The 12,434-nt window shown below is 67.3% G+C and carries 12 protein-coding genes; 1 reads left to right on the top strand and 11 read right to left on the bottom strand.

What is annotated here, in order from left to right; all coding sequences use genetic code 11:
• Positions 1–96: 96 nt before the first annotated feature.
• The 5 genes from M2390_RS00975 to rpsO all read right to left on the bottom strand — a co-directional run bounded on the left by M2390_RS00975 (position 97) and on the right by rpsO (position 5,209).
• Complete coding sequence (locus M2390_RS00975) at positions 97–2,358, bottom strand: polyribonucleotide nucleotidyltransferase (RefSeq protein WP_259176399.1); 2,262 nt, start codon at positions 2,356–2,358, stop codon at positions 97–99.
• A 296-nt stretch (positions 2,359–2,654) separates the two neighbouring features.
• On the bottom strand, positions 2,655–2,924 hold the full coding sequence (locus M2390_RS00970) for a hypothetical protein (protein WP_156027348.1): 270 nt from the start codon (positions 2,922–2,924) through the stop codon (positions 2,655–2,657).
• An 89-nt stretch (positions 2,925–3,013) separates the two neighbouring features.
• Complete coding sequence (locus tag M2390_RS00965; RefSeq protein ID WP_259176397.1) at positions 3,014–4,081, bottom strand: FUSC family protein; 1,068 nt, start codon at positions 4,079–4,081, stop codon at positions 3,014–3,016.
• Positions 4,082–4,189: 108 nt separating this feature from the next.
• Complete coding sequence (locus tag M2390_RS00960) at positions 4,190–4,825, bottom strand: hypothetical protein (protein ID WP_259176396.1); 636 nt, start codon at positions 4,823–4,825, stop codon at positions 4,190–4,192.
• A 114-nt stretch (positions 4,826–4,939) separates the two neighbouring features.
• Complete coding sequence (gene rpsO, locus M2390_RS00955) at positions 4,940–5,209, bottom strand: 30S ribosomal protein S15 (protein ID WP_030143008.1); 270 nt, start codon at positions 5,207–5,209, stop codon at positions 4,940–4,942.
• Between the two features lie 156 nt (positions 5,210–5,365).
• On the opposite strand from rpsO, the gene M2390_RS00950 reads away from it, so the two are divergent.
• Entirely contained in the window at positions 5,366–6,136 is a 771-nt protein-coding gene (locus M2390_RS00950; protein ID WP_259176394.1) for an IclR family transcriptional regulator, read from the top strand.
• A gap of 5 nt (positions 6,137–6,141) precedes the next feature.
• Here the strand turns inward: M2390_RS00950 and M2390_RS00945 are convergent, their stop codons facing one another.
• The 6 genes from M2390_RS00945 to M2390_RS00920 form a co-directional block, all read right to left on the bottom strand.
• Positions 6,142–7,110, bottom strand: coding sequence for a sugar kinase (locus M2390_RS00945; protein ID WP_259176393.1), 969 nt, complete (start codon positions 7,108–7,110; stop codon positions 6,142–6,144).
• The gene (locus tag M2390_RS00940) at positions 7,107–7,817 is read right to left on the bottom strand and encodes a bifunctional 4-hydroxy-2-oxoglutarate aldolase/2-dehydro-3-deoxy-phosphogluconate aldolase (protein WP_259176391.1); all 711 of its coding nucleotides are present in this window, start codon (positions 7,815–7,817) and stop codon (positions 7,107–7,109) included. The genes M2390_RS00945 and M2390_RS00940 overlap by 4 nt, the downstream gene beginning before the upstream one ends.
• Positions 7,818–7,961: 144 nt before the next feature.
• Entirely contained in the window at positions 7,962–8,681 is a 720-nt protein-coding gene (locus tag M2390_RS00935; RefSeq protein WP_259176389.1) for a CE1759 family FMN reductase, read from the bottom strand.
• A gap of 46 nt (positions 8,682–8,727) precedes the next feature.
• Entirely contained in the window at positions 8,728–9,918 is a 1,191-nt protein-coding gene (locus M2390_RS00930; protein WP_259176386.1) for an LLM class flavin-dependent oxidoreductase, read from the bottom strand.
• Between the two features lie 78 nt (positions 9,919–9,996).
• Positions 9,997–11,328 carry a hypothetical protein gene (locus tag M2390_RS00925; protein ID WP_259176385.1) on the bottom strand — a complete coding sequence of 444 codons (1,332 nt, stop codon included), beginning with the start codon at positions 11,326–11,328 and terminating at the stop codon, positions 9,997–9,999.
• On the bottom strand, positions 11,325–12,434 hold the full coding sequence (locus M2390_RS00920; protein ID WP_259176384.1) for a hypothetical protein: 1,110 nt from the start codon (positions 12,432–12,434) through the stop codon (positions 11,325–11,327). The genes M2390_RS00925 and M2390_RS00920 overlap by 4 nt, the downstream gene beginning before the upstream one ends.

Genomic DNA, 12,434 nt, shown 5'->3' with positions numbered 1-12,434 from the left:
GCACTCCAGGTCAAGCGGATCCGGACACGCACCCACAAAACACCGCCGCCCGCCCCGAGAACGGGACGGGCGGCGGTGTGGTGTGAAACCTGAGGATTAGTCCTCGGCCGGAGCCTCGGCTGCAGCCTCATCGGCGATCACCGGCGACAGCGACAGCTTGCCGCGGTCGTCGATCTTGGTGATCTCCACCAGGATCTTCTGGCCCACGCCGAGCACGTCTTCGACGTTCTCCACGCGCTTGCCACCGGCAAGCTTGCGCACCTCGGAGATGTGCAGCAGGCCGTCCTTACCGGGCAGCAGCGACACGAACGCACCGAAGGCGGCCAGCTTCACGACGGTTCCGAGGAACTGCTCGCCGATCTCCGGGTTGGTCGGGTTCGCGATGGCGTTGACCTGCGCACGCGCAGCCTCGGCCGACGGACCGTCCACGGCACCGATGTACACGGTACCGTCCTCTTCGATCGAGATGTCCGCGCCGGTCTCGTCCTGGATCGCGTTGATCGTCTTACCCTTGGGGCCGATCAGCTCACCGATCTTGTCCACCGGGATGTTGACGCTGATCACGCGGGGCGCGGTCGGAGCCATCTCGTCGGGGGTGTCGATCGCGGCGTTGATCACGTCGAGGATCTTGGTGCGGGCATCCTTGGCCTGAGCCAGCGCTGCGGTCAGCACCGATGCGGGGAGACCGTCCAGCTTGGTGTCCAGCTGGATGGCGGTGATGAACTCGGAGGTACCGGCGACCTTGAAGTCCATGTCGCCCAGTGCGTCCTCGGCACCCAGGATGTCGGTCAGTGCGGCGTAACGGGTCTGGCCGTCCACCTCATCCGACACGAGGCCCATGGCGATACCGGCAACGGGTGCGCGCAGCGGCACACCGGCGTTCAGCAGCGACAGGGTCGATGCACAGACCGAACCCATCGAGGTCGAACCGTTCGAGCCCAGCGCCTCGGATACCTGACGGATCGCGTAGGGGAACTCCTCGCGGCTCGGCAGTACCGGCACGAGGGCGCGCTCGGCGAGGAAGCCGTGCCCGATCTCGCGACGCTTCGGGCTACCCACGCGACCGGTCTCACCGGTGGAGTAGGGCGGGAAGTTGTAGTGGTGCAGGTAACGCTTGCTCTTGTTCGGGCTCAGCGAGTCGATCTGCTGCTCCATCTTGAGCATGTTCAGCGTGGTGACACCCAGGATCTGGGTCTCGCCGCGCTGGAAGATGGCCGAACCGTGCACGCGCGGGATGACCTGAACCTCGGCGTCGAGCGCGCGGATGTCCGCTGCGCCACGGCCGTCGATACGGACACCGTCACGCAGGATGCGACCGCGGACAACGTCCTTGGTCACGGCCTTGTAGGCGGCGGAGAACTGGTCCAGAACGATCTGCTCGACCTCTTCGGCCTCAACTTTGGCGGCCACGGCAGCCTTGGTGCGGTCCTTGAGCTCGTCGTCGGCGTTCTGACGCTCGGTCTTGTCGGCGATCTGGTACACCGAGGTCAGCTCCTCAAGAGCCAGCTCGGAAACCAGGGCCTTGCCGGCCTCGGTGTAGGGCAGGAAGACCGGGTAGTCGGCGATTTCCTTGGCTGCCTGAGCGGCCAGCGAAGCCTGAGCATCCACGAGCTGCTTGATGAAGGGCTTGGAAGCCTCAAGACCGGCGGCCACAACGGCCTCGTTCGGCTTGGTAGCGCCGCCCTTGATCAGGTTCCAGCTGTTCTCGGTAGCCTCGGCCTCCACCATCATGATGGCGACGTCCTGCTTGCCGTTGGCGTCGGTCACAACGCGACCGGCAACGGTCAGGTCGAAGACGGCGTCTTCTACCTGAGCGGCGGTCGGGAAGACGACCCACTGGTCATCCGAGCTGTTGACACCCGGGATCAGGGCCAGGCGCACACCGGCGATCGGACCCGAGAAGGGCAGACCCGAGATCTGGGTCGAAGCCGAAGCGGCGTTGATGGCGAGGGCATCGTAGAACTCACCCGGAGCGATCGACAGCACGGTGATGACGATCTGAACCTCGTTGCGCAGACCGGTCACAAACGACGGGCGCAGCGGACGGTCGATCAGACGGCAGACCAGGATGGCCTCGGTCGAGGGGCGACCCTCGCGGCGGAAGAACGAACCGGGGATCTTGCCGGCTGCGTAGCTGCGCTCTTCAACGTCAACGGTCAGCGGGAAGAAGTCGAAGTTGTCCTTCGGGTGCTTGCTGGCGCTGGTAGCCGACAGCAGCATGGTTTCCTCGTCGAGGTAGGCGGCAACGGCACCCTGTGCCTGCTGTGCCAGACGTCCGGTTTCAAACCGGACGGTGCGCTTACCGAACTTACCGTTGTCGAGAACGGCCTCGGCAAACTTGATTTCGGGACCCTCCATAGGTCACATCTCCATTCGCGTCTGAGCGCGCGCCGGGCGCACGCTCGTTGGCCCGCGAAGGCTGGGGCGACGGTACTTGCTCAGACCACGACCTGGGTCTGGCTGATCTCCAGTAGAAAGTCACCCTGCGAACCGTATTATTCGAGAGGAACCTACCACCGAGGACCAGCTTCCTGCCGGCCTATCCCACGCGGAGTTAGTGGCTTCCCGAAGCGGGAGGCCACCTCAACACTACCAGAGGGGCCCGTTCAGAGGGAGGGTGTGGCGTGATCGGATCGACCACAAACGGGGGCCGACTAGGCGCGGTGAGCCGCGCAGTCCAGGGCCGCATCCATGCTGCGTACCCGCTCGATCAGCGCGGGATCCTCGGCCTCGGCGGCCAGCGCGGCGGCGGTATCGATCGCGTGGCGCACCCCGCGACCGGCCGAACGAGCCTCGCAGGCGCAGGCGATATCGATCAGTGCCTCGACCATGGCCGGGGTGTTGGCTTCGGCTTCCGCACGCTCATACGCGGCGGTGAGCTCCTCCATGCTGCTGGAACGTTCACGACGCTTCCACAGACCCATCCAGGTTCCCTTTCCGGCGAAAATAACAACGGTACACACTAACCCATTTCGCTGGAATCACCCATCCTGGCGTGGCGACGGGTTCCGCGCTAGGCCGACTCCGCGGGCGCTTCCGCCGAACGGCGGCGAGGGCGGGGCACGGTCACCAGCAGCACGCCGGCGGCGATGATCGCGCCGATCACGGTGTCCAGCACCCGCTCGAAGGCCACGGCCTCGGCGTTGACGTGGGAGTTTCCGGCGATCAGTAGCGCGAGCGGGGTGATCAGGGTCAGGGCGAGCCCGTAGTGGCGCGAGATAACCAGCTGGGTGACGCCCTGGAAGATTCCCAGGATGATGGCCAGCACAAAACCGTGCGGCTGCATCAGTGCGAGCAGCAGGAAAACCCCGGCGCCCAGCAGGGTTCCCAGGACCCGGTGGGTTCCCCGTTCCAGGGTCAGCCGCCGGCTGTGGCCCACGCTGAGGATCGCCATCGCCGTGCACACGATCCAGTACCCGCGATGGCTGTCGATGCCGATTCCCACCAGTGTTCCCAGCACCACGGCCACCACCATACGCACGGTGGCCAGGTAGCTGTTGTCGTCAAGCTCGAAACGGCCAAAGATTCCCGCAACCGGGGTGCGTGTGGGCTGGGCACGGCGAATCCGCGGCACGATCAGCGGGGCAATCACCACCAGGTAGGACAGGATTGCCCCGGCGGCCACAAGCGCGATCACCTCCCACCCGGGAAGACCCGCGCCCCCACTGGCGTGTGGGGCGGCCAGCTGCACGCCGATACCGGTCACCAGGGTGAACATGAACGCACCGGGGGCACCGACGTTATATCCCGCGGAGAGAATCGAGGAGAGGATTCCCGAGATCAAAACCACGATCAGCGCGGTTGCGTGCGATCCCGAGCCGAGGACCCCGAGGCCCGCCGAGAGGATCAGTGCGATCACCACAAAGGGCAGCGCCCGCACCCGATCCAGGCGCGAGATTCCGCCCCCGTACATTGCCGCGAACGCGCCGGTTCCGGCGAGCAGTCCCAGCTGGGGTGCGCCCAGGGCGGTGCCGATGGTGATCGGGAGGAACATCGCAATGCCCGCCTGAACGGCGGCCGGCCAGCGGGGGCCGCCCGGGGCAAATCGCACCAGACTGGAGGCGATTCCGCGCTCGGCCATGCATTCTCTCCCCGTTATATGTATCGGGTGACATACCCGTTATACGTTCCAGAGTACCGTGCAACCATTCGCGCCGGTGCATACGCGGACGCGAAACGGGCGGTGACGCTAGCCGAGTTCGGCGGGAATGACCGAGAGATCCAGGTCGATGGTGAGGTTGTGACCGAGCGTGCTCTTGAGGATCTGGGCGGGCACGCTGACATACTCGCCGCGTGCGGCGAGGGGTTCCAGGCGCTCCAGCAGCTCACGGTCCTGTTCGGGGGCGATGAATCCCACCAGATAGACCTTGCCGCCACCCTCCATCTGCACACCCACGCGCAGGTTGCGGGAGACCCCGCTGGTGATGCCGGGCACCAGGATCGCGGCCGGGAAATCCCCGCGCCACGCCTGCACGGTGGTCAGTGGGCTGCGGAAGAAACGGCTCTCGGGCACCGGGGTGCGCGAGGCGAGGACGGTCACATCACCCACGGTATCCGCATCGCGGCCCAGGGCGCGCAGGGTGACGTCCCGCAGCGAGGTGAGCGGCTTGCGAGCGGCCTTGGGGCCGCTCCCCCAGCGCCAGAGCCACACCAGCAGGTAGAGCCCGATCGCAACCAGGACCGCCACGGCGACGATATGCGCGACACCGTCCACCAGAGGCAGCAGCACCGATCCGGCAACAAAGTACACAAGCAGAACCAGCACCGGATATCCCACCCACTGGGTCAGGGCGCGGCGCGGACGGGGCGTGGTCGGGGTGGTCATACCGGGATCATCCTCAAGATTCTGCGGGGAAAAGACGAGGGGCCGCCGATCATTCCCAAAGGAAGATCGACGGCCCGACGAGAGCGTTGAAAACGCGAAGAACTGTGTCGCGGACTAGCGGCGCAGGCCGAGGCGCTCGATGAGCGAACGGTAGCGGTTGATGTCCACGTCCTGCAGGTAACCCAGCAGACGACGACGCTTACCCACCATGAGCAGCAGGCCACGACGCGAGTGGTGGTCGTGCTTGTGCTCCTTGAGGTGCTCGGTCAGATCCTTGATCCGGGCGCTCAGCAGAGCAACCTGGACCTCAGGGGATCCGGTGTCACCGGGCTGAGTCGCGTATTCTTCGATGATCGCCTTCTTGACTTCGTCAGTAATAGCCATAGTGGTGATCCCCTTTCTGTTCGCTGCGCGGTGCCGCACACGGGATGCGTGGGCTCTCTTAATCCGCGGCCGATCTAACGGCAACCTCTCAACTATAACAGCTTCGCGGGCCCCCGCCGAACCGCGTGGCGGTCCGCCTGCTGCGATACTGGGGGCATGACTACGCCCACATCCGGTGCCCTGACCCTCGAGCGCGGGCTGGGCCTGCTGCGCCTGGTCGCGCACGGCACGGTTCGCCTGGATGAGCTGGCGGCCGCCAGCGGCCTGAGCCGGTCGGCCACCCACCGCATGCTGACCTCGCTGGTGACCACCCGTTTTCTCACCCTGAGTTCGGATGGGCGCTACCGCCTGGGCGTGGCGCTCCTGGAACTCGGCAGCCTGGCCGAACGCGAGATGGATCTCCCCAGCCGTGTCCAGCAGCTCCTGGCCGGAATCGCCGCCGAACTGGGCGACGCGACCCACCTGGGCATCCTGGACGGAACCGACATCCTCTACCTGGCCAAGGCACGCGGACGCCGCGGCATCGACATGGCCTCGCGTCCCGGCGCGCGCTTTCGAGCCCAACACACGGCGATGGGCAAGGCACTGCTCGCCCACGCCGAGCCCGCCGTGGCCGCGACCTATTTCGACCCGGCCGAGCGCCGCACCGAGCGCTCCCTCGCCGATGTCGGCGCGTTTGCCGCGGCGCTCGGCGAGGTCACCACCCGCGGGTTTGCGCTGGACGATCAGGAAAACGAGCTGGGCATCACGTGTGTTGCGGTGGCCATCGCGGATGTGACCGGGGAGTATCGCGCGGCGGTGTCGGTCTCGGCACCGAGCGTGTTTATGACACCCGCCCGGATCGCCGAGGTGGCCGCGGTCCTGAGCTCCGCCGCCCCGGAGATCGGCGCGCACCTCACCCCGGACTTCGCCGAGCACTGGCTCTAGGCAGGCTAGCGCTGGACCGGATCGGTCGAGTCGAGCAGGGACAGTTCGCGGCGGGTCGGCATGCCCTCCCAGTCCCCCGCGACCAGGCAGGCGAATGCCCCGGTGCGCACGGCCGTGTGCAGGCGGCGGGCGGGATCCTCACCGGCTAGAAACTCGGCCAGGTATCCGGCCACAAACGCATCCCCGGCCCCCACGGTGTCGACCGGGCGGATGGGCACGGCCTCCACATCGAGGACCTCACCGTCGATCAGCGCGTGGGCACCCTTGTCCCCGCGCTTGATGACGACCTGTGCGGGCCCCAGCACGGCGAGCCCGCGCGCCAGATCGGCACACCCACCCGAACCCACAACCAGCGCGGCCTCATCATCCCCGGCAAACACGATGTCCGCCCGGGTGACCAGCTCGCGCAAAACCTCCCCGGCTTCGGTCGCCGACCACAGCGCCGCACGATAGTTGAGGTCCAGGGCCACGGTCACCCCGTGCTCGCGGGCGATATCCACTGCGGCAAACACCGTCTCGCGGGCACACGCCGAAAGCGCGGGGGTGATACCGGTGACGTGGAGCAGCCGGGCGGCGGCGATCCGCTCGGCGGGCACGTCCTCGGGCGTCAGGCGGGAGGCCGCGCTGCCCGCACGGTAGTAGGTGACCCGGGTGTGGTCGCCGGTGCGACGCTCCTTGATCATCAGTCCGGTGGGGGCGTGCGAATCGAGGATCGACACCACCCGTACGCCCTCGGCGGCGACCTCGCGCAGCACCTTTTCACCGAGGCCGTCGTCGCCCACCCGGCCGATCCAGGTCACGTCGGTCCCGAGCCGGCGCAGCGCGATGGCCACGTTGGTTTCGGCCCCGCCGATGCCCAGGGCAAGCTGATGGGCGGTGGCCAGCGGACCGGGCGAATCGGTGCGCATCAGCGCCATCGTCTCGCCGAACGTGAGCACCTCGGTGGGGGCGATGCCCGCGTCAATGCGACTCATCGGGCGATCCCGGCGGCGACACGATCCTCGGCCGAGCCGGCGGCGACACGGGCATCCCCGCGGGCGTCGGCCACATTGTCCACCAGGCGCCGGGCGCGATCGGTGAGCGCGGCAAGGTCGCCTCCGGCGAAGGCGTCACCGAGCAGCGGGCCTCCGAGACTCACGGCCGAGGCACCGGCACGGATCCAGGCGGCCGCATCATCCACGCCGATTCCCCCCGAGGGGACTACCCGAATGCCCGGGAACGGCCCGCGCAGCTGAGCGATATAGCCGGGTCCAACCGTGCTCGCGGGGAACAGCTTCACCGCGGCCGCCCCGGCATCCCAGGCCGAGAACAGCTCGGTAGGGGTGAGCCCGCCGGGGAACACGGGCACGCGGCGCGCGGTGGCGGCGGCGATGATGTTGAGGTCGGTGATCGGGGTGACCAGATACGCGGCACCGCCATCCAGGGCACGCTTGGCCTGGTCACGGGAGGTGATGGTGCCCACCCCGATCTCGGCGCGCTCGCCGAAGTTTTGGATCAACTCGGGCAGGTGCTCAAACACACCGTCGGTGCTCAGGGTCAGCTCGATCGAGCGCACCCCACCGGCGACCAGGGCCTCGATCACCGGCGCGTATTCGCGTGCGTGCCGGGCACGCAGAACGGCCACAATCGGGGTCTCCGTGAGGATCGGAGACAGCGGGGTGCGAGCGGGGGAAACGGTCATTGCGGGGCCCTTTCGGCGACGGTACCGATAATCGGGACGATATCCCGACTGTGTGGGATGACCATAGCAGGACCACGCGGATGCACACAACGCCGGGGTACCCCAGAGGGATACCCCGGCGTGGGGTGTGAGAGCGAGAGGAATCTAGCGCGGCAGCAGATCCCCCATCGGGACAAAGCCCCCGTCGAAGGCGCGGGAGGCCGCGCCACCGAGCGGCGCCGTGGGCCGCGTTGCAGGGGCAGCACCGTGGGGGCTCGCCGAAGCGGGCGCGGCGGGCTCCGATGCGGCCGGCAGGTCCCGGGACGAACGCGGCGCGCTACCGGTGAGCTTGCCCGCCAACTCGCGGGCGGCTCGGGCGATGCGGCCCGGCAGCCCCTCGGCATCGGTCCCCTGCCCGCCCCAGTCGGCGGTTGCCGCGAAGACCCCGGTGGGAACCACGTCGGCGTGCAGGTAGGCGAAGATCGGACGGATCGCATAGTCGATCGCCAGCGAGTGGCGGGGCGTACCGGCGGTCGCACCGAGGATCACCGGCGTGCCGGTCAGGGCGTCGCGATCGATGAGGTCCACAAACATCTTGAACAGGCCCGAGTAGCTGGTGCTGAAAATCGGCGTGACCGCGATCACCGCGTCGGCCTCCTCAACCACGCGCAGGGCATGGGCGAGGGGTGCGGCGTGGGTTCCGGTGAGCAGACCGTTCAGCACGTCGGGGGCGATGTGGCGGAGCTCGATGACCTCGATCTCGGCCACCTCTCCCCCGCGCTCCAGCTCGATTGCGCTCGCGCGGGCGAGGGCATCGGCCAGCTGGCGGGTCGAGGAGGGCTCGCTGAGCCCGGCACTAATGACGGCAATGCGACGCGTGGTCATGATCAAACCTCCAGTTCTCGGGGTGCGACGGGTGCGATGAGCGTGCTCAACGGCCCGACTCGGCATCCACCGAGGCCAGGGTCGCGGCACCCGGGGCGATACCGGTGACACCGAACCCGGTGTCATAGGTCGGGTCGTTCTGCGGTGCGATCGCCTGAGAGACGGCACCGCTGGCGGCGAGCAGGCTCGCGTGGGTCGGCGCATCGGGAACACCCGGCGCGCGCTTGGCGGCGAACTCGCGGCGCAGCACCGGCACGACCTCCTCGCCCAGCAGGTCGAGCTGCTCGAGCACGGTCTTCAGCGGCAGGCCCGCGTGGTCCATCAGGAACAGCTGGCGCTGGTAGTCGCCGTAGAGCTCCTGCTGGGCGGCATAGCGGTCGATGACCTCCTGCGGGGATCCCACGGTCAGCGGGGTCTGCTCGGTGAACTCCTCCATCGAGGGGCCGTGGCCGTAGACCGGGGCGTTGTTGAAGTAGGGACGGAACTCGTCCTTGGCCGCCTGCGAGTTCTTACGCATAAACACCTGACCGCCCACACCCACGATCGCGTGGGCCGCGGGGCCGTGACCGTAGTGCTCATAGCGCTCGCGGTACAGGTTGATCATCTGGGCCGTGTGCTGCTGCGGCCAGAAGATGTTGTTGTGGAAGAATCCGTCGCCGTAGTAGGCGGCCTGCTCGGCGATCTGGGGGCTGCGGATCGAGCCGTGCCAGACGAAGGGCGCGATCCCATCCAGCGGACGCGGGGTCGACTGGAAGCCCTGCAGCGGGGTGCGGAACTTCCCCTCCCAGTCCACGAATTCCTCGCGCCACAGGCGGTGCAGCAGCGCGTAGTTTTCGATCGCCAGGGAGATGCCATCGCGGATGTCCTTGCCGAACCAGGGGTAGACCGGGCCGGTGTTGCCGCGGCCCATCATCAGGTCCACCCGGCCGCCGCTGATGTGCTGGAGCATCGCGAAGTCCTCGGCGATCTTCACCGGATCGTTGGTGGTGATCAGCGTGGTCGAGGTGCTCAGCAGGATGCGGTTGGTCTGCGCGGCCAGGAACCCGAGCATCGTGGTGGGGCTTGAGGGCACAAACGGCGGGTTGTGGTGCTCACCGGTCGCGAACACATCCAGGCCCACCTCCTCGGCCTTGCGGGCGATGGCGAGGATCGCCTGGATCCGCTCATGCTCGGTGGGGGTCTTGCCGGTCGTGGGGTCGGTGGTCACGTCACCGACGCTGAAGATTCCAAACTGCATGGTGTGTCCCTCTGCTCTCAATCACCCTAAGTATATCCATTTGAATAGATATATGGGTCAACTGCACCCCTCCCGAGTTTATTCCCCGACCCTTTCGCGGCGGGGTTCCCGGGCTCTCGCATAGTCCCAGAGTGCGTTCGCGGCGAATCCCGAGGCGGTCAGACGCTCCAGCACCCAGGCGTCGCCGGTGTCCTGTCGACGCAGCACGGTCTCACTCGAGACCAGCGCGAGATACCGCGACTGGTTGCGCATCAAATGGGCCGCGGCCACCAGTCCACGCGCCTCCACCGCCAGCTGGGAGAACTCATCCCGATCCGACCGAAATACCGCACGCGGATCCGCCGCCAGGCTGCGTGCCCACTCATCGGCAAGCTCGCGATGCAGCGCCTCCAGGAGGATCGGTTCGGGCTCACGCAGATTCTCGGGATCCTCGGCAGCCGGGTGTTCGCGCTGGGCTAGCTCCCACCCCTCCGGCACCAGGGCAAGGGCCAGCCCGGTTCCGGCGAGGGCACGGTCCACCTCAATTGCGCGGGGTTCAAGATCAAAGAGGTCTTCGGCACCGAGCGGTCCCGCACCATCCAGCCGTCCGGGAAGCAGGGTACGGGTCACGGCGAGTGCCATGTCCCGATGCCGGAGCACGAGTGGGAGGAGCGCCGGAAGCCGCGGGATGCGTGAGGAGTCCAGGAGCTCATCGGATTTCACCCAGGCCTCCCCGGGCGCCTCAGTCTGTGTCACGGGCATCTTGTAATAGTCGCCGAGGTACACCAGTTCGTTGGCGACAACACCCTGGGTGGAGACGCGCGCGGCCGGATTCTCATAGCGGTACGGCAGGAGCACCGCGGGGTTCTCCACCGGGGTGAGACCCGAGGGAAGCGGAAGATCTGCCGGGAGCACACGCAGCCCACGCCGCTGCGCGGTACCGGATTCGGGGACCGTCACGATCGGGTCTACCAGGTGCGCCCCAAGACGCCAGCGCAGCTCATCGAGGGCCGCCTGCGCCTCGCGCACGGGAACAAAACCGCCCTCACCTCCGACCGGGCTGGTGCGTCCCTCCAGGGCGAGCACAAGCATCGGACGGGTGTAGCCCGGTGAATTGGCAAGCCACACGTCACTCTTTTCGATCCCGACGCCGCGAATGCGTGATCGGCGCACAATCCGCGGACCCCAGAGGTTCATGATGACCACGTGTGTCCGGGTCACCCACACGCCCCGCAGGAGCAGGATCAGCGCGACCACTACCGCGACAATGCTCCACCAGCCGGGCACACCGTCGGAGTTCTGAATGCCAATCGCCACGGATATGGGAATCGCGATCACGAGGGGCCGGAAAAAGGATCCCGAGCGGCGAATGCGCACGATCCGCTGCTCAAAGGTGGGCCCGCGGTGCGTGCCGGTTGTGCCCTCACTCATACTCGGTCCTTTCGGGTGGAATCGGTGGCCAGCAGACCCAGGGCCCGACTAATCTCGGTGCGGATGCGCCGGGTATCCCCGCTAAAGCTCGTGAGCATCCACATTCGGATCGGGCCGGTGCGGGTGGTGATTCGGATCGAATCGCCCCAGGGCAGCATGCTGCCCACCCGGTCCACCCGGGTGGCCTCACCGTGGTTGATGATCGTGGGGAAACCAAAACGCAGCAGCAGCACGGTGCCCCCGCGCACAAAGATCCCGCTGCCCAGGACGGAGAGGGCACAGGCGACCATCCAGAACAGGAAAAAAATACCCAGGGGGTACGAGACCAGAACGTCGCCATCATCATCAAGCACGTTGGGATCCCCCACAATCGTGCTCCAGGCCAGGACGCCCGCCAGCGCGGACAGCGGCAAGGCGAAGAACAGTGACATGAGCCCGGTCCCGCTCACCCGCCGCCAGTGTGAGCCCACCGGCGGCGGGCTCATCAGGTGGGTGGCCGGTGCAGTGTCGACGGCGTGGGTGGCTTCTCGTACGTCAGTGCCGATAACCAGATCATCGAGGGCTCCGGGAAACTCCATCACCCGAGAGGGCAGCCCCAGCGCCGCGGCGAGCGCGCTCAGCGCGGTGTGGGCGCGTCCTCGCCGCACTGCCGCCGTGGGAAAGATCAGCCGCGCATTCGAAACGCCCAGCCCCAGGTTGAGCGAGCGCACCCGATCCCGCGGGGAGCCCCAGGCCAGCACCCGCCAGGCCGAGTGCGCCGTGGTCGAGACACGGACGATATCCGCCTTGGCGAACCGCTGGGTGGAGAACCACGAACGCACCAGGATCAGGTCGCCGGCATCCCACACCCCGACAAACGGGGCGCGCAGGATGAGCGGCGCAAACACCGGGAGGAGCGCGAATAGCCCACCCTGAACCGTGTCAAGAATCGTCTCGGGATCTTCATAGTCAATGGCCATCAGGCAGAAAATTCCCACAAAAAACAGATACGTCACCAGCAGACCCAGCCGCGCCGGCGCACCGGTCCCCGGGATTCGACGCCCCAGCCAGGCGACCCCGCGCGGCGTGCGCGCGATGCTCGGCGGTGCGGACAGATTGTCAACCAC

Source organism: Mycetocola sp. BIGb0189, assembly GCF_024810155.1.
In the GTDB taxonomy this organism is placed as follows: domain Bacteria; phylum Actinomycetota; class Actinomycetes; order Actinomycetales; family Microbacteriaceae; genus Mycetocola; species Mycetocola lacteus.
This window is presented reverse-complemented; position numbering and strand designations above follow the sequence as displayed.

Excerpts from the sequence above, each read along its gene's own strand:
- rpsO (WP_030143008.1), bottom strand. The coding sequence starts at position 5,209 with ATGGCTATTACTGACGAAGTCAAGAAGGCGATCATCGAAGAATACGCG.
- M2390_RS00970 (WP_156027348.1), bottom strand. The coding sequence starts at position 2,924 with ATGGGTCTGTGGAAGCGTCGTGAACGTTCCAGCAGCATGGAGGAGCTC.
- M2390_RS00965 (WP_259176397.1), bottom strand. The coding sequence starts at position 4,081 with ATGGCCGAGCGCGGAATCGCCTCCAGTCTGGTGCGATTTGCCCCGGGC.
- M2390_RS00950 (WP_259176394.1), top strand. The coding sequence starts at position 5,366 with ATGACTACGCCCACATCCGGTGCCCTGACCCTCGAGCGCGGGCTGGGC.
- M2390_RS00925 (WP_259176385.1), bottom strand. The coding sequence starts at position 11,328 with ATGAGTGAGGGCACAACCGGCACGCACCGCGGGCCCACCTTTGAGCAG.
- M2390_RS00960 (WP_259176396.1), bottom strand. The coding sequence starts at position 4,825 with ATGACCACCCCGACCACGCCCCGTCCGCGCCGCGCCCTGACCCAGTGG.
- M2390_RS00930 (WP_259176386.1), bottom strand. The coding sequence starts at position 9,918 with ATGCAGTTTGGAATCTTCAGCGTCGGTGACGTGACCACCGACCCCACG.
- M2390_RS00975 (WP_259176399.1), bottom strand. The coding sequence starts at position 2,358 with ATGGAGGGTCCCGAAATCAAGTTTGCCGAGGCCGTTCTCGACAACGGT.
- M2390_RS00945 (WP_259176393.1), bottom strand. The coding sequence starts at position 7,110 with ATGAGTCGCATTGACGCGGGCATCGCCCCCACCGAGGTGCTCACGTTC.
- M2390_RS00935 (WP_259176389.1), bottom strand. The coding sequence starts at position 8,681 with ATGACCACGCGTCGCATTGCCGTCATTAGTGCCGGGCTCAGCGAGCCC.
- M2390_RS00940 (WP_259176391.1), bottom strand. The coding sequence starts at position 7,817 with ATGACCGTTTCCCCCGCTCGCACCCCGCTGTCTCCGATCCTCACGGAG.